Source organism: Pseudomonas sp. 39004 (genome assembly GCF_028682155.1).
Taxonomy (GTDB): Bacteria; Pseudomonadota; Gammaproteobacteria; order Pseudomonadales; family Pseudomonadaceae; genus Aquipseudomonas; species Aquipseudomonas capeferrum.
Map to the genome: position 1 here is coordinate 17,525 of NZ_JANIAG010000033.1, position 23,095 is coordinate 40,619.

The following is a 23,095-nucleotide window of genomic DNA, read 5'->3' on the forward strand; positions in this document are numbered from 1 at the left end:
GTCCCTTTCCCAAGGGCCCGGAGACCTGCCTATGCGTTACTACCGCCTGCTCGCACCTGCTGCATTGCCTCTGCTGGTACTGCCCTCGCTTGGCCATCCAGCATCACTGACGGTCTCGCCCGGCGACACCCTCGGTGCCCTCGTGCAAACCCAGCAGATCGACACCTTCACCATGACCGGGGGCACAGTGCAGTCATTGAACCAGGGGCAAGGGTTCGATGACTTCACGATGTCTGGCGGGCGCATCGTCGGCGCCTTCGAGGATGGCGATCATGCCGTGTTCTCTGGCGGCCAAATAGGCCGGGTTGACTTGAAGCTGGCTGACAACTACTTCGAGATGTCCCAGGACACGCCCGTGGTGACGCAGATCGACGGCAACCTGGTGAGCGGTTTTGGCAACGACACCGTCCTGCTGCGCGGGGGCTCGATCGGCGGCAACATCAGCACCAGCGGCGGGCAGGACAACATCACCATCAGTGGCGGCGCGCTGAAGGGCAATGTGCTGGCCAGCGCGGGCGACGACAGCTTCACCTGGTCCGGCGGCAGCATCGGTGGCCGTGTCGACATGGGTATCGGCGATGACAGCGCACGCCTCGACAGCCTCAACGCCAACACCTTGAATATCAGCGTCGACGGTGGCGCCGGCAATGACACGCTTGTGTTCAACAGCAGCCAGATGACGCGCGGGGCGTTGTATGCCAACTGGGAGTCTGTCGCGCTGGCCAACGGTAGCCAGTTCACCCTGGACGACACCTTGACCCTGGGCGACCTGGGCACCGACACCCTGCCTGCAACGGGCACTGGCGCCTTGAAAATCGATGCAAGCAGCGCGCTGATCGCCCGCCAGGGCAGCATCACAAGCATCCAGAGCGCAAACAAGGTAGCCGTCACAAACGCTGGCCTGATCGACCTCACACGTGGCAACGACGCCCAAGGGCGACTGACCGTTCAGGGCGATTACGCAGGCAACAACGGCACCCTGCGCCTGAACAGCGTATTGGCGGCGGACGGGGCAGCCTCCGACCGCCTGGTGGTCAGCCAAGGCGAAATCACCGGCACGACCGGCTTGCAGATCAACAACCTGGGGGGCGCAGGCGCGTCCACCGCGCACAATGGTATTGAAGTGGTCGAAGCCCGCGACGGTGCCACCAGCAGCGCCAGCGCCTTCGTCCAGACCCAGACCCTTTCGGTGGGTGCCTACGACTATCGCCTGTTCAAGGGCGGCGTCACGGCGGGCAGCGAAAACAGCTGGTACCTGCGCTCGACCTTGGTCGCCCCACCCGCTCCAGCACCGGCGCCGCAACCCGGGGAGCCGCCCGTGATCGCACCTGCTGCTACCCCGCCCGTCGCCGCGGCGGCGCCCGGTCAAGCTGATTTGCCGCTGCCGGTGCAGGGTAAACCCTTGGCACTGTACCGGCCCGAAGTGCCTGTATACGCCGCCGCCCCCAGAGGCGCCGCGATCATTGCCCGGCAAGCCTTGGGCACCTTCCACCAGCGCCAGGGCGATCAACAGTTGCTGGCCGGCCAAGGGGGCCTCGCAGCCAGCTGGGGCCAAGCCTACGGCGGTACCCTGCGCCAGCAATGGAGCGGCACGGTCAGCCCTGGCCTGGACGGCGATCTGTATGGCTTCAAGGTAGGCCAGGACCTGTATGCCAAGGTCAGTGACAGCGGCTATCGCCAGCAGGTCGGCCTTTACGTCAGCCACAGTCGCCTTGACGCCGACGTCAAAGGTTTCGCCCTGGCGGTGCAAGACCGCAGCGTCGGTGACCTGAAGCTCGATGGCGATAGCGTTGGTGCTTACTGGACGCTGGTCGGGCCACAGCGCGGGTATCTGGATGCCGTGCTGCAATACACCGCCCTGGATGGCCGGGCGCGCTCGCACCGTGGCGACAAACTGGACCTCGACGGCCATGCCTGGGCCGCTTCGCTGGAGGCCGGCTACCCGATCGCCATGTCGCCACGCTGGTCCTTGGAGCCACAAGCCCAGCTGATCGCCCAGAAGGTCTCGCTCGACACCGCCAGCGACAGCGTCTCGCGCATCAGCCATGACGCGCAGGTAGAACTGACCGCGCGCCTGGGCGTGCGCCTTGAAGGCACCTTCACGGGTACCAGCGGGCGCTTGCTACAGCCCTATGCGCAGGTCAACCTGTGGCACGGCGACGGTGGCCGCGACACTTTGACCTTCGATGATGTCGATACGATCAAGACCGACTACCGCTATACCTCGGTGCAACTGGAAAGCGGTGTGGTGGCGCAGGTCAGCGAAGCCCTGAGCCTGCATGGCGGGGTGCACTACAGCGCCAACCTGGACAGCCGCCAGCAGGAAGCCAGCGGCGTCAACCTGGGGGTGCGCTGGCAGTTCTAGCGGCGCGCCGCCAGCAGACCAAGGCCAGCGCAGCCCAGCAAGGCGGCGCTGACCCGGTTGAACAGCCGGCGCGGCCCTGGCTGGCTGAACCAACGCTGCATATAGGTGCCAAGGCCTGCATAAATGGCGATGGCCGCCCACTCCAGCAGCAGGAACATCACACCGAGCCACAAGAATTGCTCACTGACCGGCGTGGCGCTGCCGACCGATACGAACTGGGGCAGGAAGGCCGTGAAGATCAGAATGGCCTTGGGGTTGCCCGCTGCCACCCAGAACTCCTGCCGCGCCAGGCGCCAGGTGCCGCGTGGATGGTCAGCCGCGACCACGGCCTCAGCCACCGGTGCCCGCCACAGCTGCCAGGCGATGTAGAACAGGTAGGCAGCGCCGATCACCTTGATGGCGAGAAACAGGTATTCGCTGGTATGCAGCACCACCGCCAAGCCCATGGCGGCCAGCGCGATCATGCCGCTGAAGGCGACAATGCGGCCACCGCCGGCCACGCAGGCCGTACGCAGGCCATAGCGGCTGGCATTGTGCAAAGACAGCAGGTTGTTGGGCCCGGGCGCCATGTTCAGGGCGAAGCAGGCAGGGATGAACAGCAGCAGGCTGGAAAGGTCCATTTTTGTTTTCCTATGACATCAAGCGCTTATTTCGACGGCTGACGCGCGCGGGGTCAAGCTACAGCCAGGCGAAAAAACTGTATGGGTCACCTGCAACTGTTAAGCTTTCGCCCTTGCCGAGGACCCCTTCATGCCCCGCTCACAAGCCTCTGTCTGGCGCGATGCTGCCCTGCCCTTCGTCGAAAGCCGCCGCGCCTGCCACAGCCGGGCCTGCTACAAGGCGCATAGCCATCCGACCTTCTCCATGGGCGCAGTGGATGCCGGCTTCAGCCTTTTCACCGGCGCGGGCCGTGCTACGCAGCGCCTGACACCCGGCACCTTGGTGATGGTGCCGGCAAGGCGTGTGCACGCCTGCAACCCTGAGCCGGGGCAGGCCTGGAGCTACCAGATGCTGCATGTGGATGCCGGCTGGTTGACGCACCTGCGCCAGGAGTCTGGACTGCGCGGTGCACAACCTGGCGAGCCGGCCCGCATCAGCCGCGCGCCCGCCCTGTACCGTCAATTCTGCGCACTGAATGCACTGCTGTTCTCCACGGCCAGCCATGGCGAGAAAGAGGCGGCGCTGATTGCCTTCATGGGCGATCAGGACTTCTGCGTACACCCCACACTGGAGGCGGAACCCGCGCTGGGGGCGTCCATGCTCAGTGGGCTGGTCGAGCGTATAGAGGCAGCCGACCCTGCACGCTTGAGCCTCGAGCTACTGGCCCGGGAGTCGGGGCTGGGGCGCTATCAGTTGATCCGTGTGTTCCGCGGCGCCACTGGGCTGACCCCGCATGCCTACCTGCTCAATGCCAGGGTCAACCGCGGGCGGCAGCTGCTGAACCAGGGCCAAGCGTTGGCGGAGGTCGCCTACCTGCTCGGGTTTGCCGACCAAAGCCATTTTCAGCGGGTGTTCAAGGCGCATGTGGGGGTGACGCCGGGGCAATACCGGGGCACGCAATAATCTTCAATACGCTCACCCGGCGCGACGCCAGACTGCGGCTTTCCCCAGCCGGAGTCGTACCGTCCATGGAGCAGTTGCTGATCATCGCCCTCGCCCACTTCCTTGCCCTGCTTTCACCCGGCCCGGACTTTTTCCTGGTCGCCCGCACTTCGATCAGCGGCGGTTGGCGAATCGCCAGCGGCGCCTGCCTGGGCATCGCACTGGCCAATGGCGCCTTCATCGCCATGGCGTTCACCGGCCTGTCGATACTGCGTGAAGGCAGCCCGCTGTTCATCGGCTTGCAGCTGGCCGGCGCGGCCTACCTGCTGTACATCGGCACCCAGTTCTTGCGCCATGCGGGACGCTCCAGCTTGGCCGCCGTAGCCGGCAATGGGGCGGTGCCAGGCTGGTGGCGCAGCGTGGTGCTGGGGTTTCTGTCGGGCATTCTCAACCCCAAGAATGCCCTGTTCTATGCCAGCCTCGCCAGCATGGTGGCCAGCAGCAGCGTCGGCTGGAAAGTGGTCTATGCGAGCTGGATGTTCAGCATGGTACTGCTCTGGGACCTGCTGGTAGCCGTGGCCATCGGCAATCAACGCGTGTTGCAGCGATTCGCGCGCACCTTGCCATGGCTGGAACGGGCCTCAGGGGTCATGCTGATCGTGTTGGCAGTGGGGCTGGCCCTGCACCTTGCCCGGGGCTGACCAGTTCAAGGGTTGCCAGGTCGATCAGGCTGAAATGGCCATTGGCCCAACCGCCGGTATCCAGGTGCCAGACATTGCCCAGCAGCTTGGCTTGCAGCACGGGCGTGTGCCCGACCAGCAAGGCGCGGACACCGTGCACGGGTTGGGTGTCGCCCTCCTTGAGCCGGCGCCGCGACCATTGGCAAACTTCACGCACTTCGGGGTCGTCATCCAGCTCCAGCCAGGTGCGCAGAACGGCCCAGTCGGCGAACGGGCTGTCGGCATGCAACAGGCCGATCAACCCCCGCTCGTTTTCGACCTCCATGGCGATCGGCAATTGCTCGAAGCGTTCGACGAAACGCACCTGCTCGCTTCTGGGCAGGTCGAGAAACCAGCCACCACCGGCGGCGCGATACATCTGCAGGTCGAGCCGGCCACCGCGCAGGTAGGTAATCGCCAGCGCCTCATGGTTACCTTGCACCGCGTGGAACCAAGGCCGGTCCAACCATTGCAGCGCTGCTTCACTGTGAGGGCCACGGTCGACCAGGTCGCCGACGCTGAACAAGCGGTCTACCGCTGGGTCGAACCCAGCCTGCTCCAGGCACATCACAAGGCGCCCGAAGTGCCCGTGGATGTCGCCTACCGCCAGGTCGCGCCCCTGGGTATTCGCGGCTAGCCGTAGAAACCGACTCATTACAATCTTCCTCTGCTGGCACTGCCCTGCCAGGCGTAGAATGGAGCTACACGCAAACCGTCCCGGAGGTGCATCATGCGTACCGCCCTTGTGTGTGCCGTGCTCATGGCGCTTTCACTGAACAGCATGGCACAAGGCGCCCCGGCCGCGCAGGTCGAGGTGCGTTTCGACCACCCCGAAAAATTTCGCGATGCCAGCCTCGACAGCCCCGGATACGAGCGCGGGGCCGATGCCTATGTCATGAAGTCCCTGACCGAGTACCTGCAGAAGCTTGGCCAGCGCTACTTGCAGGCGGACCAGCAACTGGTCATCGACATCCGTGACATCGACCTGGCTGGCCGCTACGAGCCTTGGCACAGCCGTGCCTACGATGTGCGCTTCATGCGCGAAATCACCTGGCCGACCATCGACCTCAGCTACACCCTCAGCCAGCCCGGCAAACCTGCCCAGCAAGCCCAGGAGCGGGTCAGCGACAAGATGTACCTCAGCCGCCCCGGGCGCGTAACCAGCAGCAGCGACCGCCTGTATGCCGAAAAGGCGATGCTGAACGACTGGTTCCGCCAGCGCTTCGCGCCGCATCCGGCTTCCTGAGAAACCCTTCACTGGTACAGGTGTTGCCACCGATAGTATGCTCGGCCTTTCTGTCTGTACCAGGGAAGGAGCTGTAGATGAAACTCTGCGCCGTGCAATTGGCATCGCTCAAGGGCGACCTACAGGGCAACCTCGAACGCCACCTTGTCTGCATCGAGCAGGCGGTGGCGCTGGGTGCCGAGCTGGTGGTGTTTCCTGAACTGTCGCTGACCGGCTACGAGCCGACCTTGGCCCGCCAGGTCGCCTTGCCGCTGTCTTCGTCGCGGCTCGACCCGCTGCAGGCGCTGTGCGATCGACATGGCATCACGGTCGCCGTAGGGCTGCCCTTGCCGACACCTGACGGCGTCCAGATCGGCATGCCGATCTTCAGCCCGGGTGCGCCTCGCCAGGCCTATGCCAAACAACGCCTGCACAGCGACGAGCTGCCCTACTTCACCACAGGTGATCAGCCCTTGCTCCTGGACGTGGCTGGGCATCGGGTGGCGCCCGCCATTTGTTACGAGTCGATGTTCATCGAACATGCGGCAGAGGCTCACGCACAGGGTGCGCAAGTGTACCTCGTGAGTGTGGCAAAAACGGCCAAGGGTATTCGCGAAGGTCATGAGCATTACCCCGAGGTCGCGCGCCAGCTGGGCCTTGGCGTATTGATGGCCAACTGCGTGGGGCCGGCCGATACCTTCATTGGCGCAGGCGGGTCGGCGGCCTGGGACAGCCAAGGCCGGCTGCTGGCCAGCCTGGATGACCGCTGCGAAGGGCTGATCGTGCTGGATACCGCCAACGCCAGCGCGACTGCCGTACCTTTGAGGGCACTCCCTGCGTGAAGTATCTGTTAGTGATGCTGGCGAGCTACGTGTCGACTCATTACCTGGTCGGGTTGTTGATCCAGGGCCAACTGGCCAATATCGCTGAAGGCCTGCGTCACCGGCCCGATGCCCCGACACCTGGCGAGTACCTGCGCGAGGTCAGGCCGCAGGCACGACGGGCCCACAGGCAGTACACCTTAATGGCGGGCTCAGCGCTTGCGCTGGTGGCTTGCCTGATCGCGAGTTGGTTTGGCTGATCGATACCTTGCGGTGGCCCGGCTCAAAGCGCCAAGGCCAGGCTCTGCCGCCCTTCCAGCGCCAGCAGGTATTGCTTTGCCGCAAGCCCGCCGGCAAAGCCGGTAAGGCTGCCCGAAGCGCCGATCACCCGATGGCATGGCGCAATGATCGAGATCGGGTTGCGCCCATTGGCTGCGCCCACCGCACGGACAGCGCTGGGGTTACCGATCTGTCGGGCAATGTCACCGTAGCTGCGGGTTTCGCCGAAGGGAATGGCCAGCAATGCAGCCCACACTTCACGCTGAAACGGCGTGCCAGCGAAGTCCAACGCCAGGTCGAAGCGCCGACGCTTGCCAGCGAAGTACTCGCCCAACTGGCGGGCGGTGTCCAGCAGAACCGGGCAGTGATCATCGCGATGAAGGGCGCCGAGCCGCACGCGGTTCTCCCGCTCCTCCTCCCACAGCACCGCTGCCAGCCGCTCGCCGCGGGCCACCAGCGTCAGCGTGCCGACGGGGGATTGCATCAAGGTGAAGGCGCTGGACATAGGGGGGCTCCTGCTGGCTGCGTTACGGTCAGCGCACTCTACCCATGCCCAAGGCCGCACGCACCCGCTTTCTTGCTCAACCAATCGCGCAACCAGCAATGCGCCTGGCTTCGGACAGGTTGACCTTGGGGATCAGCTCGGTCGGAATACGCGAAGCCGCCGACAGGTTGTAGACGTGAAAGTGCTCATTGACCACTTGCCGCGCCATCAGCGTCAGTGACGGCAGGATACGGCTGTCCCAGTGCTGGTCCAAGCCGCAGGGCGAGTGTTCGCCTTCTGCAGTTTCGTAGAAGCGCCCTACCGTCTGATCAAGATCTACGCCCACCAGCAACACCTCTTCAAAACCCAGGTGATACGCCAGTTGCAGGGCCACATAAGCGACCGTGCGGGCATCGAAAAAGCCCTGCGACAGGTCTTTGCTGAAGGCAATGGAGCGGGCTCGTTTGCTCCACAACGCTCGGTTGCAGACACAACTGTCACCGTGCCCGCGCATACCGTCGAGCAAGCCTGGCGTGTGCGCCTTGTGCAAGGCATAGCATTCGCTGGCGGCAGGAATATCGGCACCTTCGAACTGCTCTGGCCATAACGCCAGGCGCTGGCTGTCACGCAGGGCTGTGGCGAACAGCGCTGGTTGCTGTTGGCCAAAGCTCTTGTCGGTGCACACGTAAAAGAACGGCTTCACGCCATGCTCGGCAGTCATGGCAACTGAACCATTCATGGCGATGATCGGTAGATGGGCAAATTCGCCCAAGGGGAAATGCTTGGCTGAGGCGCCCGAAGCCAGAATTACCACGGGGCCTTGCTGGGTATTGCGACACGCCTCGAAACTGGAGAACGCCCCGCGTTCAGCGCTTGGCTGCGACGGAAGTGTGTTCATCATTTGCTACTTTGGACTGGACAGTACAAAACACGATACCGGTCCTTGTACGCGCAGCGGACGCTTTTACATAAACCTTACACAAAGCGACTGAAGGGTCTAAATCTGTCCAAAAACTAAGTACACACCGTTTTCCATACAGGTGCTGTGTCTTTCAGACCTGCGCATTTCGTACCCGTTCCCCGGCCTTCAGCCTGCCTCTGCATTTTTGCCACTTGAACTATTCGTCGTTTCTTCATGAGCCTCCTTGATGGTTACCCATTGCGAGACTAATACTTAAGTCTCTGCCTGGGGAGGCACGAAACATGCAACCAAGATTCGTTATCGTTCCGGCGGTACCCATCGAAAAGGAGTCCTTCCGCATCGCTAGCCGCTATTACGCGGCTACCGTAAGCGGCGGCTTCGACATCTATGACAACTTGGCGAAGGAGCGGCTGAAACCCAGTTACCCGAGCAGAACCGATGCGCAGATGCAATGTGAGCGGATGAACAACAAGCTCGAAATGAGATGATTGGCACACAGCACAAGGCTGCCCCAGTGCAGCCTTGTGCCGTCTAACAGTAGACAGAACCAGCTTCAAGACCTGCGCCAAGTGGCGCAATGCCCAGCACAAGGCCAGGCAGCCAGTGACCAACATGGGCGGCGCGGATTACTGACCTCAGTCCAGACACTCCCTGGCCGCCACGCGCAGCTTGTCGCCTGACAGGAAACTGCCCTTGTAGAACGTTGCCCGGCTGCCGTCACGTACGTCGACTACCTCCAGCACATCGTCAGAGGCCACCGCGCTGGGCGCCGTCAACCGATAGCCGTGGGCGATGGACTTCTGATTGGCAAGTGGCGCCAGTGCTCGCCACTTCGGCATCACGCACGCGGCAAACTGCGCGGGGGTTTTATGGGTCAGCTTGCTGGCTGTGGGTTTACCTGGCGTTGCGCAACCAGCAAGGCTGGCAGCCATGAAAACGCTGAAGAAGATACGAAATGTAGGCATTTGCAATTGGCCATTAGGGGTACGCGGCATTCTACCGAGGGTTACGCACGGGTACCAATCAACCAAGGTCGTGGACACTCAGCGTTTGTCCATGCCTGGGCATGTTGCTTAAGTACAAGCGCGCCGGCACCTGTCAATTCTGCCAGTAGCGAAAACCGTAAAGGGGGAAGATAGTTTGCCTTACGGATGTTCACCCACCTGGTACACAGCAAGGACCCTACCCTATGCCAACCGACCGCACGGTTTTCTTCTACCAGAACGGCAGCCTCCACACATTGAAGACGGGCGACGAAAGCCGCGTCATCTTTCGTAGCGCAGACATGCCACTTGCAGAGTTGCAGCCTGACACTGTGCAAGGCACTGGGTTGTTGGCTACGGATGATAAAGGCTCAGTGCTCCAGGTGCAGGGTGGCGACATCGAAACGTCAGACACGGACCCCGCTTAGCGTTGAACCAAACCGTGTAAAACGCGAGCTAGCTGGACTTGCCACACCCTCTTCAATGGTGTGTGATGATGCGTTTTACAGCTTGATCAGCGCAGGACGCCCATGCCTCAAATTGACTGGCTAGAAAACCATATGAACCATTGCGACACATTCGCTCAATGGATTCATCACCAATTCCAGTATGAGTTCGAGGACATTGACCTCGCCCAATGGCAGCTGGACTTCGCGCAAGGCCAGGGCAATGGCCAATGGCAATGCTTGGTCGCACTGGATCAAGACCACTTGCTGGGTGGCGCTGCCCTCGCCAAGGAAGACCTGCCGTCCCGCCCGGAGCTAGGCCCCTGGCTCGCCTGCGTGTTCGTGGACCCGGCAGCCAGAGGTGCCGGTATCGCCGAGCAGTTGATCGAGGGCATATGTACCCACGCACGTGACACCGGCCTAGAAACCTTATACCTGCACACCAGTGACAAACAGGCTTACTATGCCAAGCGAGGCTGGGCGGTGATCGAGCAGTTCGAGGCCTGGGGCAAGGCGCAGTGGCTGATGTCGCGATCGCTTCGCTGACCCTGCGCCCAAACGATGCCGCAGCGAGGCCCAACTGGGCCGTAGACGCACACTTCAAGGAACGCAGCCAAGATTATGGAACCGCTTCAAACCATCAAATCAGACCTCGTCAAAACGGCCGATCACCTCAATGAACTCAGCAAGGCCATGACCGGGCATGCCAAGTTCATGGAGGCCAGAGCGACTTCCGAAACCAAGATCGATGTACGCGCTCATATCAAGTCCATCGACGGCGTCGCCGATGAGTTGAGGTCAGTTGCCGCAAAAATCACAGACACCGCTCTGCCCGCTACTTCGAACAGGCAAATTGCTCGTTGACAGGCACCGCATCGCTCGCAATACGCCGCGCTCGGCCTACGCCCCAGGCCAAAGCGCGAGTCATCGACTCGCCTGGGCGCGAATCGAATGCCTCCTCATGAATCGCCATGCCGCTAGGGGCATAAACACCGATGAACATCTGCGTGCTGCCTGTTCGCGACAGTCGCACCTGGACATCGATGTAGGTTCCATCGTTTAACGTTTCGTCGTGTGACCGATGGTGAAGCGTTGGGTCCGCCCATCCCCAGAAAACGTCGCCGCGAATCCGCATGCCGCCCTCCTACGACTTTAGTTGTATGCGTAAATGCCACCATAGCCAAAGCCAAAGCCAAACGGCATGCAACTGCACTTAGTCGGAATGAGCGCTGTATCGGACAACTGGCTGTCAGGCGAAAGTGAAGTCATTTTCGCCTCTGCAATACCAACGCCTCAGGGTTTACCGTCCAGCTCTGGCGGCCATGCGCTCATGAAAATGATGACCCCAGGTATGGAGAGCGCGAGCAAGTACTGCCCAGGGTGCACCACCACACCCATGGCCCAGGCCGCCATCAGAGCCCCGCCGACAATACGCCGCTGTCGGGGCGTGAAGCGCTTTTGAAAGGTTTCCAGTTTTTTACGCCAAGCCATTACCCATTCCTTGTTGCACACTCAGGTCCATCGCCTCGGCGCGTGGCTCCGTTACAGATTCTTCAATCTTGCTCTGTCAGTTCACAGACACCATTAGCGCGACCCTTGCCGGTGTACGAAACGCCCGGCGATCCGTCAGGGTTAACCATGATCGATACCGTTACCCCTGCGCCCTTGGCTTCGAAGTACGTATCACTGAATTTCTTCAATTTCGCTTCCTTGCCATTGATGTACACAGGGCCACCCTCGTCGGCATGCACCTCGATATTCCCCGGGCATGTGGCATTGACCAGCGGGATCTGCGCATTGGCGATACCCGCAATGGAACACAACGCCGCACCTAGCAGTAACTGCTTCATTAAAACCTCCTGAGTTGTCAGGCTATGAAAATTCTAGAATTAGCCCAGTGCGAATGATCGTGCAACCCCTTCGTTCGGCCACTTCAGGTCGCCATCCGTCAGTCCCGTGGCACCCTGTCCCCAGCCCATGGCCCAAGAGATGTACTCATCTCTAACGGGAGATACATCATGAAACGGACACCTCCGCATACCCTGCTGCTCGCCCTTTGCTTGGGCGTCATTACCCCCATGGCCTTCGCGGCCAGCGATATGAACGACAACGGCGCAGGCTCGCCTGGTACGCCAGGCGCAAACAGCGGCCAAGGTAGCCCTAGCGGCGGCGGAGCAAGTGGCTCTGGTACGCCGGCAGATGCCATGGGCACCGGCGCAGGCACCGAAAGAAACGGAACCGATAAAACAGGCGGCGATGGGACTGATCACACGGGTTCGGGTAATAGCGGTACCGCCGGCCCGGGGAGTAGCACCGGCGGCAGTGGTACGGGTAGCAGCGGTGCCGGTGGGGGCGCAGGTGGCAGCGGTGGGGCAAACGGTGGCTCGGGTGGCGGCGGAAGCTAAGCTCGCGGCTGCAACTTACACCGCGTCCGGCTCTACCAGCCACTTCTTGAATTTCGCCGGAGAGCCGGCATAAAGCGCATTGGCGACGACATCCTCAGTCACCACGCTGTTGGCCGCAACCACACTGTTCTGGCCAATGTTGACGCCCGGCAAGATCACGGCGCCCGCGCCTATCCATGCATTGTCGCCCACGGTGATCGGTGCAATGTAGTCGTTGCTCTTGCGCCGATCCGGGTGGACATCGTGGCTGGTCGTGCACAATCGTACCTGTGGTCCCAGCATCGCCTTGCGCCCAATGCGGATAGTTGCCTCGTCGAGTAACACGCAACCGCTATTGATAAACGCGCCCTGGCCCAGCTCCAGGTTGCCGCGCTCGAAGTAGATCGGTGGGCGAATGACAACGCTGCCTTCAGTGCGAATACCCGCCTTGACCATAAGGCGATTAGTCTGCTTCTTGCCCAGATCATGGGTATCCAGCAATCGCATGAACTGGCGCGGGGTCAAGCTACGTTTGAGTTTTGCGATGAATAAAAACAAGCGGTAAACCCAATGAGGTGATGGTTGCTTAAGGTCGGATTGTCGACCCATGCGGCAAGCATGGCCGAGCTGAAGCGCTAACGGGCCCGTGCCAAAGGTACACTTATATAGCGTCGTTTTATCGGCGACCTTGCACACTTCTTTAGCCTATCGTGTCGGGCTCATGGTCGCCCATGCAGCCCCTGGCCACCCATCCACCCTGGACGCAAACCCAGTAACCCACCTGCCCTGCTCCGTAGTAGCGTCTCGGCCTCAACGAACTTCCAGGTCCGTCACTTTGCAGCCCACGGACCTGGGCGATTCAGACCAGGAGGTCAAATGCAGCGTGTTCAGGTGGTTGATCAAGCAGCTTTGGATTCGGCACTGATAGCGTTTGCCCGCTACAAAACCGGAGAAACAAAACTCTTCGATCTAGAGCGTGCAATGAGCTTTGAAGTAGGTGAAGCCCTGTCGAGGAGCGAGCTGGTGCGATTCACGATTACCAAAATGGTGTCGGGTCGGTATCGCATCCGTGATGAAGGAGAGAACGCCATCACCGATGCCGGGCGGGCTCGCCTCGAGGTGATTCGAGGCTAGCGCCGCCCTCAATAGCGCGTTCAGCCAGCTTCACCTCAAGCGCTCGGCAGGTATGCACCTCCCGCTTAGCATCGAGGTGAAGCCCCACGCCCAGTTCACAACGAATAGACAGGTCCTGCTTCAGGTGGCCAGAAGATACGCGGCGACACCCTTGATCAAGCGCCAGGGCTTCCAGAGTGAAAGGTGCTCGAACAACCTGCTGGAGTTGCCCGCCAAGCCTGCAATCCAGAGATAGACGAACCACTTTCGTAGCAACCTGAGGGTTTTCTTTGTTCTCACTCGCAACAGTCAACACACCTTGATCAATGCCCCTGCCGGCAAAAATGAGAAGCACGTGAACACGCACACACTCTGGCAGACAAATCGGTTCCAAAAAAAGCGGGATTAGACCGCCTGTGACCGGCATTCTACAAGGGTCGCCGTTTAAGTTTTAAACGCATTTCAGCGAAAACCATCAGGGTCAGCTAGAGTTTTTATGAGTTCAAGCACCGTGAGATGACGATCATGCTAAAACACGAAGCGGATGACGTGATTGAGCGTATCAGGGACGATTTAAAACGGCACGGAGTACTGATCGGCTACGATCCCGAGTTCACCACGCCTGAATTCGGCTGCGACCTGGATCACCACGTTGCTCAGATCAGAGAAGATCCGGAAAGCCATGTCGTGCGCATCGTGATCCATGACGAAGGCTTGTGGGCGCAGCTCAGACAGGGGTCCGTGTATCGCTGCGTCGTCAGTGAATGTAAAGGGAAGCTATTCGGCATGCCAATTACCATCGAACCTCGAACCGATGCGTCCTACACCATCCAGTACAAGCTCTGAAGCTTCTGCAGGGTTGTCTGGCGGCAGGACTGCCCTGCAGATCGAAAGCCGAACAATTCAGTGAAGCCCACTCGGCCTCCCAAGCCGTTAAGTGCTGGTTTCCGCTCATGCCCGTGTGCATCTTTCTCTCTTTGTCCATCGCGCGCGCCTGCGAGAGAGGGGTTGATTCGTGCGGTTCGAAATCTGCACCCTCAATGGCGCCCGCCCCCTAAGACGCTGGGGATCAGATACCGCCCCCCGTATAACTGCCGCCATACCTATGCGACAATAGGCTCAATGTCTGGTCTCAACCCCGCATTTATCGCCCAACAGCTCGGGCATGGCGTGCAGATGCTCTTATCGACTCATGCGCGCTGGATTGACACGTCCAACGACTGGCAGGAGCTGGAACCGCTCCAGATTGGTCCGAAATGGGCTCGCAGCTGCGACGAAGCCACGTAAGTTATTGATAGGTAAGCTCCTTTGATCTCCACCGCTAACATCACCATGCAGTTCGGCTCCAAGCCGCTGTTTGAAAACGTTTCCGTCAAATTCAACAACGGCAACCGCTACGGCCTGATCGGCGCCAACGGTTGCGGCAAGTCGACCTTCATGAAAATCCTCGGCGGCGACCTCGAGCCGTCCGGTGGCCAGGTCATGCTCGAGCCGAACACCCGCCTGGGCAAGCTGCGCCAGGACCAGTTCGCCTACGAGCAATTCACCGTGATCGACACCGTGATCATGGGCCACGGCCAGCTGTGGAAGGTCAAGGCCGAGCGCGATCGCATCTACTCGCTGCCGGAAATGACCGAGGAAGACGGCATGGCCGTCGCCGAGCTGGAAACCGAATTCGCCGAGATGGACGGCTACACCGCCGAATCCCGCGCCGGTGAACTGCTGCTGGGCCTGGGTATTCCACTGGAACAGCACTTCGGCCCGATGAGCGAAGTGGCTCCGGGCTGGAAGCTGCGTGTGCTGCTGGCCCAGGCGCTGTTCTCGGACCCGGACGTGCTGCTGCTCGACGAACCGACCAACCACTTGGACATCAACACCATCCGCTGGCTGGAAACGATCCTCACGGCGCGTAACAGCACCATGATCATCATTTCCCACGACCGGCACTTCCTGAACAGCGTCTGCACCCACATGGCCGACCTGGACTACGGTGAACTGCGCCTGTTCCCAGGCAACTACGACGAGTACATGACCGCAGCGACCCAGTCGCGCGAGCAGCTGCTGTCGGACAACGCCAAGAAGAAAGCCCAGATCGCCGAGCTGCAGACCTTCGTCAGCCGCTTCTCGGCCAACGCCTCCAAGGCCAAGCAGGCCACCTCGCGGGCCAAGCAGATCGACAAGATCCAGCTGGCCGAGGTCAAGCCGTCGAGCCGGGTCAGCCCGTTCATTCGCTTCGAGCAGACCAAGAAGCTGCACCGCCAGGCCGTCGTGGTCGAGAAAATGGCCAAGGCCTTCGACGACAAGGTACTGTTCAAGAACTTCGACATTACCGTCGAAGCCGGCGAACGCGTTGCGATCATCGGCCCTAACGGTATCGGCAAAACCACCCTGCTGCGCACCCTGGTAGGCGAGATGACGCCGGACGCAGGCTCGGTGAAGTGGACCGACAGCGCCGAAGTGGGCTACTACGCCCAGGACCACGCCCACGACTTCGAAGACGACCTGAGCCTGTTCGACTGGATGGGCCAGTGGACCTCCGGTGAGCAGGTGATCCGCGGTACCCTCGGGCGCATGCTGTTCTCCAACGACGAGATCCTCAAGTCGGTGAAGGTGATTTCCGGTGGTGAGCAAGGCCGCATGCTGTTCGGCAAGCTGATCCTGCAAAAGCCCAACGTACTGGTGATGGACGAACCGACCAACCACCTGGACATGGAGTCGATTGAGGCGCTGAACCTGGCGCTGGAAAACTACCCAGGCACGCTGCTGTTCGTCAGCCACGACCGTGAGTTCGTGTCGTCGCTGGCCACCCGCATCATCGAGCTGTCGCCGGACGGTGTCGTCGACTTCAGCGGCACCTATGACGACTACCTGCGTAGCCAAGGCGTCGTGGTCTGAGGTAGCTGAGATGGCCTGGCCCTTTTGAGCTGGCCAGGCCGGTCTCTTCGCGGGTGAACCCGCTCCCACGATGTGGAAGCGGTTTCCCAGCGCTCGATACACTCAACGAATAATTCGTTAGCCTGCTTTCATTTCCTTCGCGCAGCGGCCATGATGAAACAACGCCCCACCGCCTGCCCGCGAACGAGCCCATGACCGCGCAACAACCCGCCCCCGCCAGCAACACCTTCAACATCACCCTGCAGATCCTGTCGATCGTCTTCTATACGTTCATTGCCTTCCTCTGCATCGGCCTGCCGATCGCGGTGCTGCCCAGCTATGTGCATGACCAGCTCGGCTTTGGCGCGGTGATCGCGGGGGTGACGATTGGCCTGCAATACCTGGCCACCCTGCTCAGCCGCCCGTTCGCCGGGCGGGTGGCGGATACCCTTGGCGGCAAGCAGGCGATCCGCTTCGGCTTGCTGGGGATTGCCAGTTGCGGGGTGCTGACCCTGCTCTCAGCCTGGACGCTGACGATGCCGCTACTGAGCCTGGCGCTGTTGCTGGGCGGCCGCTTGCTGTTGGGCATCGCCCAAGGGCTGATTGGTGTGGCCACCTTGAGCTGGGGCATCAGCCAGGTCGGCCCGGAACACACGGCCCGAGTGATCTCGTGGAACGGTATCGCGTCATATGGCGCCATTGCCATTGGCGCGCCGGTGGGTGTGCTGGCCGTGGATGGCCTGGACTTCAGCGTGCTGGGGCCGACCTTGCTGGTGCTGGCGCTATTTGCCCTGCTGGTGCTGCGCAAACGGCCGGACGTGGTGGTGGTGCGTGGCGAGCGACTGGCGTTCTGGTCGGCATTCAGCCGGGTTGCGCCCTGTGGCCTGGGCCTGACCCTGGCGTCGATCGGCTACGGCACCCTGACCACGTTCGTCACCCTTTATTACCTGGAGCGCGGTTGGGCCGGTGCGGCCTGGTGCCTGAGTGCCTTTGGGGTGTGCTTCATCATTTCGCGGCTGATGTTCGTCAACGCAGTTAACCGGTTTGGCGGCTACAACGTGGCGGTGGTGTGCATGGCCACCGAGGTGGTCGGTTTGGGCCTGCTGTGGTTGGCGCCCTCGCCGCCTTGGGCACTGGCAGGCGCCGGGCTCACGGGCTTCGGCCTGTCGCTGGTGTACCCGGCGCTGGGCGTCGAGGCCATCAAGCAGGTGCCCAGCAGCAGCCGCGGCGCAGGGCTGGGTGCCTATGCGGTGTTTTTCGACATGGCCTTGGCCATCGCTGGCCCGGTGATGGGCGCGGTGGCCGTGCACCTGGGCTATGCCTCGATCTTCTGCGTCGCAGCCCTGCTTGCCCTGGTAGGCGTCGGCTTAACGCTGCTGTTGGCGCGGCGCAGCCGACGCGGCTGAGCGCTGGTCCAGCGCTGGCGCGCCCAAGGTCTGGCTGAAGAAGGCTGCGGTGTCGCGTTGCAGCGAGTGGTGAATATGCCGGCGGTCGACGCCGTCCGCGTCCTTGCACAGTGCCGGCATGCGCGCGCGCTGTTCATCGTCACAGCGCGCCATGAACACAAAATGCCCAGCGCCGGCCAGCAGGCGGTAATCCGGTGTGATGGGCAGCTTGCGGGCCAAGGCTTCGGCGTTGCGGTCCACAGCCACCAACTGGTCACTGTCACCGCTGTAGATCAATGCCGGGATATGCACCCCGGCCAGCGCATGACGGCCGAACAGCAGGCTCAGGGGTGCCATCAGCATCACCGCCCCCACCCGTGAGTCGGCCTCGGGCGCCAGCTCGCTGCGGTCGGCAATCAGCACGCCATGGGTCTTGCAGGCGTCGGCATCGCCGGGGCGCTCCAGGCAGTACTGGCGCAAGCGGTCCAGGTCGGGTTGCGCCCCCGACACGATCAGCGCCGTTTCGCCCCCCGCCGAATAGCCGATCACACCGACCTTGCCATCGTTCAGGTAGGGCCCCAGCAGCGTATCGTCACGGGCCGCCGTGATCGCGGCGCTGACCTGCAGCGGCCGGCCATACAGGTTGCTGAGGGTACCCAGCCGGCTGTGATCGCGCGCGTTGTCACCCGGGTGCACGACCGCCACCACCACGAACCCCTGGCGCGCCAGGGCGGTGGCCAGGTAATGCAAGGCCAGCGGGCTGCCGGTATTGCCGTGGGAGAGCACCAGCAAAGGGAATTGCCCCAGCGCTACCGGGGCTTCTTCGGCGACATCGACCGGGTAGCCGTCGATACGGCTGCTGCGGGTGGCGCCAATGGCAGGGTAAAACGCCAGCGCCTGCATGGGCCGGTCATCGACGGGGTCGGTCAGGGTCATGTGGTGCAGGCCGGCGACCCACGGCGCGGCTTCGGCCTGGGCCAACAGGCCGCCGAGCAGGACCAGCGCCAGCAAGCAGCGAGGGATGTTCATCGGCCGGCTGTTCCGTGCAGGGCGAAGGGATAGCGCCAGCATAAGGCTGCTGCCGGCAATGACAGATGAAAACTGGATGAAAAACGCGCCATGCAGCCAGCGCCAGCGCCTATGCAATTGCGCTTTTCCACGAACCCGTGGCATAGATGCAGGTCAACGTCTTTAGCTGACCCTTTCGCGGCATTCAAGGAGCACCCCATGAGCAAGCCCCCTTACGCCCCACCCAAGGTCTGGCGCAATGACGCGGCCTCCGGTGGCCAATTCGCCAGCATCAACCGCCCGGTTGCAGGGCCAACCCACGACAAGGCGCTGCCAGTGGGCAAGCACCCTCTGCAGCTGTACTCCCTGGCCACGCCCAATGGCGTGAAGGTCAACATAGCCCTTGAAGAGCTGCTCGCCCTGGGCCACAGCGGCGCCGAATATGACGCTTGGCTGATCCGCATCGGCGAGGGCGACCAGTTCTCCAGCGGCTTCGTCGATGTAAACCCCAACTCGAAGATCCCCGCCCTGCTCGACCGCAGCGTCGAGCCACCGGTGCGGGTGTTCGAGTCGGGGGCGATCCTGCTGTACCTCGCAGAAAAGTTCGGCGAACTGTTGCCCAAGACCGCAGCTGCACGTACCGAAAGCCTGAACTGGCTGTTCTGGCAGATGGGCGCTGCGCCGTACCTGGGCGGCGGCTTTGGCCACTTCTATGTCTACGCACCGGAAAAGTTCGAGTACGCCATCAACCGCTTCACCATGGAAGCGAAGCGCCAACTGGACGTACTCGACCGCCGCCTGGCCGAAAGCCGCTACCTGGGCGGTGATGAGTACAGCATCGCCGATATCGCCGTGTGGCCGTGGTACGGCGAACTGGTGCGCGGCAATCTTTACGGCGCGGCGGAGTTTCTGGCGGTGCACGAGTACACCCATGTGCAACGCTGGGCCGAAGCGATCGCCCAACGCCCCGCAGTACAACGCGGGACACGGGTCAATCGCACCTGGGGCGACGAGGCCAGCCAGGTGCCGGAGCGGCACTCGGCGGCAGACCTGGATTGACTGCCCGGGGCCGCCGTGCGGCCCCGACAATGCCCGCCTGCACAAAACCATTTGCCCCTGCGCAAACCTGCGTACACCAAAGCCTTCTTGTACACTCCTCGCACTAGCCCCCACCTGCAAAAATTTTTGGTGAAAGCATGATCGAGGTAACCGAGGTTTCCATTGCCGAGCTGCGCGACGCGCTCGAGTCGGGCCGCACCACAGCGGTCGAGCTGGTCAAGGCCTACCAGGCGCGTATCGACGCCTACGATGGCGCCAATACGCCGACCGCGCTCAACGCCGTGGTGGTACGCAACCCAGACGCACTCAAGGAGGCCGAAGCCTCCGATGCCCGACGTGCCAAAGGCCAGCCGCTGAGCCCGCTGGACGGCATCCCCTACACCGCCAAGGACAGCTACCTGGTCAAAGGCCTCACCGCCGCCTCCGGCAGCCCCGCCTTCAAGGACCTGGTAGCCCAACGCGACGCCTTCACCATCGAGCGCCTGCGGGCCGCCGGTGCCGTGTGCCTGGGCAAGACCAACATGCCGCCCATGGCCAACGGGGGCATGCAGCGGGGGGTGTATGGTCGAGCCGAGAGCCCGTACAACGCCAACTACCTGACCGCCCCCTTCGCCTCGGGCTCGTCCAACGGTGCCGGTACTGCCACCGCCGCCAGCTTCAGCGCCTTCGGCCTGGCCGAAGAAACCTGGTCGAGCGGCCGCGGCCCTGCGTCCAACAACGGACTGTGCGCCTATACCCCTTCGCGCGGGGTGATTTCGGTACGTGGCAACTGGCCGCTGACGCCGACCATGGACGTGGTGGTGCCGTATGCCCGCACCATGGCCGACCTGCTGGAAATCCTCGAGGTCGTGGTGGCCGATGACGCCGACAAGCGCGGCGACCTGTGGCGCCTGCAGCCGTGGGTTGCGATCCCGGCCGCCTCTTCCGTGCGCCCGGCCTCGTACCTGGACCTGGCAGTGGATGCCAGCGCACTCAAGGGCAAGCGCTTCGGCGTGCCGCGCATGTACATCAATGCCGACCCCGAGGCCGGCACCTCCGAGAAGCCAGGTATCGGCGGCCCGACCGGCCAGCGCATCAACACCCGCGACAGCGTCATCGAGCTGTGGCAGCAGGCCCGCCAGGCCCTGGAAGCAGCAGGCGCCGAAGTGCTCGAAGTGGACTTCCCGCTGGTCTCCAACTGCGAAGGCGATCGCCCTGGCGCCCCAACCGTGTACAACCGCGGCATCGTCAGCAAAGCGTTCCTGCATGACGAATTATGGGAACTGTCGGGCTGGGCCTTCGATGACTTCCTGCGCGCCAACGACGACCCCAAGCTCAACCGCCTGGCCAATGTCGAAGGGCTGAAGATCTTCCCGCATGACCCGGGCACCTTGCCCAACCGTGAGGACGACCTGGCCGCCGGCATGGACGAATACGTCAACATGGCCAAGCGCGGCCTGAAGACCTGGGACCAAATCGAGACCTTGCCCGATGGCCTGCGCGGGCTGGAAAAAACCCGCAAGCTGGACCTGGAAGACTGGATGGACAAGCTGGGCCTGGACGCGGTGCTGTTCCCGACCGTGGCCGACGTGGGGCCGGCAGATGCCGACGTCAACCCGGCTTCGGCGGACATTGCCTGGAGCAACGGCATCTGGGTGGCCAACGGCAACCTTGCTATCCGCCACTTGGGTGTACCGACCGTGACCGTGCCGATGGGCGTGATGGCCGATATCGGCATGCCGGTGGGGCTGACCTTCGCTGGCCGTGCCTATAGCGACAACGACCTGCTGAGCTTTGGTGCGGCGTTCGAGGCTACCGGCTCGCGCCGCATGATCCCGCCGCGTACGCCAGCACTGGGCGCGTAAATTCGCGCCCGCATCGCCAATTTCAACTTTGTGTGTAAAAATGCACAAACCGTTGAAATTGGTGATGCTTTCATGCCGCTTTCCCCGCCCGAAGAACGCCAGCTAACCCTCACCATCCTCAAGGCCGCCATCCAGGCTCTGGGCAGTGTTGCCGCCCGCAACATGGAAATCCTCCTGCACGACCTCGACCACCCGGAGCACTCCGTCGTGGCGATCGTCAACGGCCACCTTTCCGGCCGCGTCGTCGGCAGTCCGATTCTCGCCGCACCCGAACAGGATCAAGGCTTCAAGGCACTGATGCAAGCCAGCGCCGAACGGCACGGCTGCGACCCTGTGGTGCTGCCCGACTACCCCACCACGCTCAAGGGCCGCACCCTGCGCAGCGCCACGGCCATCTTCCGCGACAGCAGCGGCCACCCCTTTGCCAGCCTGTGCATCAACACCGACATCACCGGCCTCGACACCGCCCTGAGCTTCTTGCAGCAGCTGCAGCCAGTGGGCGCTTCGCCTGCATCGACCACCCCCCAGGAACCTGCAGACATGGAACTGTTGATGAGCGAGATCATCCAGAACTCGCTGTTGCGCAGTGGCCAGGGCCGGATGAACAAGCAAGCCAAGGTCGAGGCCGTGCGGGTGATGCAGGAGCGCGGCCTGTTCATCGTCAAGGGCGGCGTGGAAAAGGCCGCCAACGCCCTCGGCGTGACCCGTTACACCGTTTACAACTACCTGGAGCAACTGCGCGGCGAGAGCCCTTCGGTTGCCCGTGAAGACTGACCTGTGGAGCACGCCATGACCTTGCATATCCAGACACCCCTGATCGAATCCCGCCCCCTGTCGCTGGCCGCTGGCCGTACGGTCTGGCTCAAGCTGGACGCCCTGCAGCCTTGCGGCTCGTTCAAGCTGCGCGGCGTGGGCCATGCCTGCGAAGTTCACCATGCCCGGGGCGCACGCCATTTCGTCTCGTCATCCGGCGGTAACGCCGGGCTGGCGGTGGCCTATGCCGGCCGCAAACTGGGGGTGCCGGTGACGGTGGTGGTGCCCGAGACCACCACCGAGCGCGCCAAGGAACTGCTGCGCCTGGAAGACGCCAATGTGGTGGTGCACGGCAGCTCCTGGCAGGAGGCCAACGAGCTGGCGCAGACCTTGCTCGGCAGCGGCGATGCTTTCATCCACCCCTTCGACGACCCCCTGCTGTGGGCCGGGCATGCCAGCCTGATCGACGAAGTGGCCGCCAGCAGGGTCAAGCCCGATGCGGTGGTGTTATCGGTCGGCGGCGGCGGTTTGCTCAGTGGCGTGGTCGAGGGCCTCAAGCGCAATGGCTGGGATGACGTGCCGGTCCTGGCAGTGGAAACCACCGGTGCTGCCTCGCTGCATGCAGCCGTGCAGGCAGGCCACCCGGTTGAACTCGAGCGCCTAGCATCGGTGGCGACGTCCCTGGGCGCCAAGCGCGTAGCCGACCAAGCGTTGGAGTGCGTGCGTAGCCACCCGGTGCACAGCCACCTGGTCAGCGACCGTGCGGCACTTGAAGCCTGTGAACGCTTCTTGCGCGACCACCGGGTACTGGTAGAGCCTGCTTGTGGCGCTGCGCTGGCACTGGCCTATCAGGCCGACACCCTGGCCCGCTACAGCAACGTGCTGGTGG

General features: G+C 62.5%; 28 protein-coding genes and 1 pseudogene. 19 read left to right on the forward strand and 10 right to left on the reverse strand.

Going from position 1 to position 23,095, the window contains the following annotated elements; translation table 11 throughout:
• Positions 1 to 31 precede the first annotated feature (31 nt).
• Complete coding sequence (locus NP534_RS08445; RefSeq protein WP_274098439.1) at positions 32 to 2,365, forward strand: autotransporter family protein; 2,334 nt, start codon at positions 32 to 34, stop codon at positions 2,363 to 2,365.
• On the opposite strand, the gene NP534_RS08450 is transcribed toward NP534_RS08445, so the two are convergent.
• Complete coding sequence (locus NP534_RS08450) at positions 2,362 to 2,985, reverse strand: LysE family translocator (protein ID WP_274098440.1); 624 nt, start codon at positions 2,983 to 2,985, stop codon at positions 2,362 to 2,364. The genes NP534_RS08445 and NP534_RS08450 overlap by 4 nt on opposite strands.
• Before the next feature lie 130 nt (positions 2,986 to 3,115).
• On the opposite strand from NP534_RS08450, the gene NP534_RS08455 reads away from it, so the two are divergent.
• Both NP534_RS08455 and NP534_RS08460 read left to right on the forward strand, forming a co-directional pair.
• A complete protein-coding gene (locus NP534_RS08455) occupies positions 3,116 to 3,928 on the forward strand; it encodes a helix-turn-helix transcriptional regulator (protein WP_274098441.1) in 813 nt (270 codons plus the stop codon).
• 65 nt (positions 3,929 to 3,993) lie between these two features.
• A complete protein-coding gene (locus NP534_RS08460) occupies positions 3,994 to 4,608 on the forward strand; it encodes a LysE family translocator (RefSeq protein WP_274098442.1) in 615 nt (204 codons plus the stop codon).
• Here the strand turns inward: NP534_RS08460 and NP534_RS08465 are convergent.
• The gene (locus NP534_RS08465; protein ID WP_274098443.1) at positions 4,556 to 5,281 is read right to left on the reverse strand and encodes a metallophosphoesterase; all 726 of its coding nucleotides are present in this window, start codon (positions 5,279 to 5,281) and stop codon (positions 4,556 to 4,558) included. The two genes, NP534_RS08460 and NP534_RS08465, sit on opposite strands and share 53 nt — an antisense overlap.
• Before the next feature lie 75 nt (positions 5,282 to 5,356).
• Between NP534_RS08465 and NP534_RS08470 the strand changes: the two genes are divergently transcribed.
• The 3 genes from NP534_RS08470 (at position 5,357) to NP534_RS08480 (ending at position 6,932) form a co-directional block, all read left to right on the forward strand.
• Positions 5,357 to 5,872: a DUF3016 domain-containing protein gene (locus NP534_RS08470; RefSeq protein ID WP_274098444.1), complete on the forward strand. Its 516-nt coding sequence runs from the start codon at positions 5,357 to 5,359 to the stop codon at positions 5,870 to 5,872.
• A gap of 77 nt (positions 5,873 to 5,949) precedes the next feature.
• Positions 5,950 to 6,693: a carbon-nitrogen hydrolase family protein gene (locus NP534_RS08475; RefSeq protein ID WP_274098445.1), complete on the forward strand. Its 744-nt coding sequence runs from the start codon at positions 5,950 to 5,952 to the stop codon at positions 6,691 to 6,693.
• Positions 6,694 to 6,707: 14 nt separating this feature from the next.
• Positions 6,708 to 6,932 (forward strand): hypothetical protein, encoded by a 225-nt coding sequence (locus NP534_RS08480; protein ID WP_274098461.1) that lies wholly within the window; start codon positions 6,708 to 6,710, stop codon positions 6,930 to 6,932.
• Between the two features lie 23 nt (positions 6,933 to 6,955).
• Here NP534_RS08480 and NP534_RS08485 read toward each other — a convergent pair whose 3' ends face one another.
• Both NP534_RS08485 and NP534_RS08490 read right to left on the reverse strand, forming a co-directional pair.
• The gene (locus NP534_RS08485) at positions 6,956 to 7,456 is read right to left on the reverse strand and encodes a methylated-DNA--[protein]-cysteine S-methyltransferase (protein ID WP_274098446.1); all 501 of its coding nucleotides are present in this window, start codon (positions 7,454 to 7,456) and stop codon (positions 6,956 to 6,958) included.
• A 76-nt stretch (positions 7,457 to 7,532) separates the two neighbouring features.
• Positions 7,533 to 8,333, reverse strand: a complete 801-nt coding sequence (locus tag NP534_RS08490; RefSeq protein WP_033698114.1) for an LPS biosynthesis protein — start codon at positions 8,331 to 8,333, stop codon at positions 7,533 to 7,535.
• A 305-nt stretch (positions 8,334 to 8,638) separates the two neighbouring features.
• Between NP534_RS08490 and NP534_RS08495 the strand changes: the two genes are divergently transcribed.
• The gene (locus NP534_RS08495) at positions 8,639 to 8,845 is read left to right on the forward strand and encodes a hypothetical protein (RefSeq protein ID WP_033698116.1); all 207 of its coding nucleotides are present in this window, start codon (positions 8,639 to 8,641) and stop codon (positions 8,843 to 8,845) included.
• Positions 8,846 to 8,992: 147 nt separating this feature from the next.
• Here NP534_RS08495 and NP534_RS08500 read toward each other — a convergent pair whose 3' ends face one another.
• Entirely contained in the window at positions 8,993 to 9,352 is a 360-nt protein-coding gene (locus NP534_RS08500) for a hypothetical protein (protein WP_274098447.1), read from the reverse strand.
• Positions 9,353 to 9,546: 194 nt separating this feature from the next.
• Between NP534_RS08500 and NP534_RS08505 the strand changes: the two genes are divergently transcribed.
• From NP534_RS08505 to NP534_RS08515, 3 genes are all read left to right on the forward strand, one after another.
• A complete protein-coding gene (locus NP534_RS08505) occupies positions 9,547 to 9,768 on the forward strand; it encodes a hypothetical protein (RefSeq protein WP_274098448.1) in 222 nt (73 codons plus the stop codon).
• A gap of 102 nt (positions 9,769 to 9,870) precedes the next feature.
• On the forward strand, positions 9,871 to 10,332 hold the full coding sequence (locus NP534_RS08510) for a GNAT family N-acetyltransferase (RefSeq protein ID WP_274098449.1): 462 nt from the start codon (positions 9,871 to 9,873) through the stop codon (positions 10,330 to 10,332).
• 75 nt (positions 10,333 to 10,407) lie between these two features.
• Positions 10,408 to 10,650 (forward strand): hypothetical protein, encoded by a 243-nt coding sequence (locus NP534_RS08515; protein WP_274098450.1) that lies wholly within the window; start codon positions 10,408 to 10,410, stop codon positions 10,648 to 10,650.
• Here the strand turns inward: NP534_RS08515 and NP534_RS08520 are convergent.
• From NP534_RS08520 to NP534_RS08535, 4 genes are all read right to left on the reverse strand, one after another.
• The gene (locus NP534_RS08520) at positions 10,622 to 10,921 is read right to left on the reverse strand and encodes a hypothetical protein (RefSeq protein ID WP_238338687.1); all 300 of its coding nucleotides are present in this window, start codon (positions 10,919 to 10,921) and stop codon (positions 10,622 to 10,624) included. The genes NP534_RS08515 and NP534_RS08520 overlap by 29 nt on opposite strands.
• A gap of 158 nt (positions 10,922 to 11,079) precedes the next feature.
• Positions 11,080 to 11,277, reverse strand: coding sequence for a hypothetical protein (locus tag NP534_RS08525; protein ID WP_274098451.1), 198 nt, complete (start codon positions 11,275 to 11,277; stop codon positions 11,080 to 11,082).
• Positions 11,278 to 11,339: 62 nt separating this feature from the next.
• The gene (locus NP534_RS08530; RefSeq protein ID WP_274098452.1) at positions 11,340 to 11,636 is read right to left on the reverse strand and encodes a hypothetical protein; all 297 of its coding nucleotides are present in this window, start codon (positions 11,634 to 11,636) and stop codon (positions 11,340 to 11,342) included.
• Between the two features lie 570 nt (positions 11,637 to 12,206).
• Positions 12,207 to 12,779 carry a DapH/DapD/GlmU-related protein gene (locus tag NP534_RS08535; protein WP_274098453.1) on the reverse strand — a complete coding sequence of 191 codons (573 nt, stop codon included), beginning with the start codon at positions 12,777 to 12,779 and terminating at the stop codon, positions 12,207 to 12,209.
• A gap of 267 nt (positions 12,780 to 13,046) precedes the next feature.
• Between NP534_RS08535 and NP534_RS08540 the strand changes: the two genes are divergently transcribed.
• The 5 genes and pseudogenes from NP534_RS08540 to NP534_RS08560 all read left to right on the forward strand — a co-directional run bounded on the left by NP534_RS08540 (position 13,047) and on the right by NP534_RS08560 (position 17,563).
• On the forward strand, positions 13,047 to 13,304 hold the full coding sequence (locus NP534_RS08540; RefSeq protein WP_186655665.1) for a hypothetical protein: 258 nt from the start codon (positions 13,047 to 13,049) through the stop codon (positions 13,302 to 13,304).
• Positions 13,305 to 13,799: 495 nt separating this feature from the next.
• Complete coding sequence (locus tag NP534_RS08545; protein WP_274098454.1) at positions 13,800 to 14,129, forward strand: hypothetical protein; 330 nt, start codon at positions 13,800 to 13,802, stop codon at positions 14,127 to 14,129.
• Positions 14,130 to 14,312: 183 nt separating this feature from the next.
• Positions 14,313 to 14,570 (forward strand): annotated as a pseudogene (locus NP534_RS08550) (site-specific integrase); the annotation flags it as partial.
• A gap of 21 nt (positions 14,571 to 14,591) precedes the next feature.
• On the forward strand, positions 14,592 to 16,178 hold the full coding sequence (locus NP534_RS08555) for an ABC-F family ATPase (protein WP_047583047.1): 1,587 nt from the start codon (positions 14,592 to 14,594) through the stop codon (positions 16,176 to 16,178).
• 191 nt (positions 16,179 to 16,369) lie between these two features.
• Complete coding sequence (locus tag NP534_RS08560; RefSeq protein WP_186655668.1) at positions 16,370 to 17,563, forward strand: MFS transporter; 1,194 nt, start codon at positions 16,370 to 16,372, stop codon at positions 17,561 to 17,563.
• On the opposite strand, the gene NP534_RS08565 is transcribed toward NP534_RS08560, so the two are convergent.
• The gene (locus tag NP534_RS08565; RefSeq protein ID WP_274098455.1) at positions 17,525 to 18,571 is read right to left on the reverse strand and encodes an alpha/beta hydrolase family protein; all 1,047 of its coding nucleotides are present in this window, start codon (positions 18,569 to 18,571) and stop codon (positions 17,525 to 17,527) included. The genes NP534_RS08560 and NP534_RS08565 overlap by 39 nt on opposite strands.
• Positions 18,572 to 18,769: 198 nt before the next feature.
• Here NP534_RS08565 and yghU point away from each other — a divergent pair, with 198 nt between their 5' ends.
• The 4 genes from yghU to NP534_RS08585 all read left to right on the forward strand — a co-directional run.
• Positions 18,770 to 19,609, forward strand: coding sequence for a glutathione-dependent disulfide-bond oxidoreductase (yghU, locus tag NP534_RS08570; RefSeq protein WP_274098456.1), 840 nt, complete (start codon positions 18,770 to 18,772; stop codon positions 19,607 to 19,609).
• Between the two features lie 137 nt (positions 19,610 to 19,746).
• Positions 19,747 to 21,453: an amidase gene (locus NP534_RS08575; RefSeq protein ID WP_274098457.1), complete on the forward strand. Its 1,707-nt coding sequence runs from the start codon at positions 19,747 to 19,749 to the stop codon at positions 21,451 to 21,453.
• Between the two features lie 72 nt (positions 21,454 to 21,525).
• Complete coding sequence (locus tag NP534_RS08580) at positions 21,526 to 22,227, forward strand: helix-turn-helix transcriptional regulator (RefSeq protein ID WP_274098458.1); 702 nt, start codon at positions 21,526 to 21,528, stop codon at positions 22,225 to 22,227.
• A 15-nt stretch (positions 22,228 to 22,242) separates the two neighbouring features.
• The coding region (locus NP534_RS08585) for a pyridoxal-phosphate dependent enzyme (RefSeq protein ID WP_274098459.1) at positions 22,243 to 23,095 on the forward strand (853 nt) is incomplete at its 3' end.

What these genes read in the sequence shown, in the direction of transcription:
- NP534_RS08445 (WP_274098439.1), top strand. Translation starts at nt 32, where the DNA reads ATGCGTTACTACCGCCTGCTCGCACCTGCTGCATTGCCTCTGCTGGTA.
- NP534_RS08450 (WP_274098440.1), bottom strand. Translation starts at nt 2,985, where the DNA reads ATGGACCTTTCCAGCCTGCTGCTGTTCATCCCTGCCTGCTTCGCCCTG.
- NP534_RS08455 (WP_274098441.1), top strand. Translation starts at nt 3,116, where the DNA reads ATGCCCCGCTCACAAGCCTCTGTCTGGCGCGATGCTGCCCTGCCCTTC.
- NP534_RS08460 (WP_274098442.1), top strand. Translation starts at nt 3,994, where the DNA reads ATGGAGCAGTTGCTGATCATCGCCCTCGCCCACTTCCTTGCCCTGCTT.
- NP534_RS08465 (WP_274098443.1), bottom strand. Translation starts at nt 5,281, where the DNA reads ATGAGTCGGTTTCTACGGCTAGCCGCGAATACCCAGGGGCGCGACCTG.
- NP534_RS08470 (WP_274098444.1), top strand. Translation starts at nt 5,357, where the DNA reads ATGCGTACCGCCCTTGTGTGTGCCGTGCTCATGGCGCTTTCACTGAAC.
- NP534_RS08475 (WP_274098445.1), top strand. Translation starts at nt 5,950, where the DNA reads ATGAAACTCTGCGCCGTGCAATTGGCATCGCTCAAGGGCGACCTACAG.
- NP534_RS08480 (WP_274098461.1), top strand. Translation starts at nt 6,708, where the DNA reads ATGCTGGCGAGCTACGTGTCGACTCATTACCTGGTCGGGTTGTTGATC.
- NP534_RS08485 (WP_274098446.1), bottom strand. Translation starts at nt 7,456, where the DNA reads ATGTCCAGCGCCTTCACCTTGATGCAATCCCCCGTCGGCACGCTGACG.
- NP534_RS08490 (WP_033698114.1), bottom strand. Translation starts at nt 8,333, where the DNA reads ATGAACACACTTCCGTCGCAGCCAAGCGCTGAACGCGGGGCGTTCTCC.
- NP534_RS08495 (WP_033698116.1), top strand. Translation starts at nt 8,639, where the DNA reads ATGCAACCAAGATTCGTTATCGTTCCGGCGGTACCCATCGAAAAGGAG.
- NP534_RS08500 (WP_274098447.1), bottom strand. Translation starts at nt 9,352, where the DNA reads ATGCCGCGTACCCCTAATGGCCAATTGCAAATGCCTACATTTCGTATC.
- NP534_RS08505 (WP_274098448.1), top strand. Translation starts at nt 9,547, where the DNA reads ATGCCAACCGACCGCACGGTTTTCTTCTACCAGAACGGCAGCCTCCAC.
- NP534_RS08510 (WP_274098449.1), top strand. Translation starts at nt 9,871, where the DNA reads ATGCCTCAAATTGACTGGCTAGAAAACCATATGAACCATTGCGACACA.
- NP534_RS08515 (WP_274098450.1), top strand. Translation starts at nt 10,408, where the DNA reads ATGGAACCGCTTCAAACCATCAAATCAGACCTCGTCAAAACGGCCGAT.
- NP534_RS08520 (WP_238338687.1), bottom strand. Translation starts at nt 10,921, where the DNA reads ATGCGGATTCGCGGCGACGTTTTCTGGGGATGGGCGGACCCAACGCTT.
- NP534_RS08525 (WP_274098451.1), bottom strand. Translation starts at nt 11,277, where the DNA reads ATGGCTTGGCGTAAAAAACTGGAAACCTTTCAAAAGCGCTTCACGCCC.
- NP534_RS08530 (WP_274098452.1), bottom strand. Translation starts at nt 11,636, where the DNA reads ATGAAGCAGTTACTGCTAGGTGCGGCGTTGTGTTCCATTGCGGGTATC.
- NP534_RS08535 (WP_274098453.1), bottom strand. Translation starts at nt 12,779, where the DNA reads ATGGGTCGACAATCCGACCTTAAGCAACCATCACCTCATTGGGTTTAC.
- NP534_RS08540 (WP_186655665.1), top strand. Translation starts at nt 13,047, where the DNA reads ATGCAGCGTGTTCAGGTGGTTGATCAAGCAGCTTTGGATTCGGCACTG.
- NP534_RS08545 (WP_274098454.1), top strand. Translation starts at nt 13,800, where the DNA reads ATGACGATCATGCTAAAACACGAAGCGGATGACGTGATTGAGCGTATC.
- NP534_RS08560 (WP_186655668.1), top strand. Translation starts at nt 16,370, where the DNA reads ATGACCGCGCAACAACCCGCCCCCGCCAGCAACACCTTCAACATCACC.
- NP534_RS08565 (WP_274098455.1), bottom strand. Translation starts at nt 18,571, where the DNA reads ATGAACATCCCTCGCTGCTTGCTGGCGCTGGTCCTGCTCGGCGGCCTG.
- yghU (WP_274098456.1), top strand. Translation starts at nt 18,770, where the DNA reads ATGAGCAAGCCCCCTTACGCCCCACCCAAGGTCTGGCGCAATGACGCG.
- NP534_RS08575 (WP_274098457.1), top strand. Translation starts at nt 19,747, where the DNA reads ATGATCGAGGTAACCGAGGTTTCCATTGCCGAGCTGCGCGACGCGCTC.
- NP534_RS08580 (WP_274098458.1), top strand. Translation starts at nt 21,526, where the DNA reads ATGCCGCTTTCCCCGCCCGAAGAACGCCAGCTAACCCTCACCATCCTC.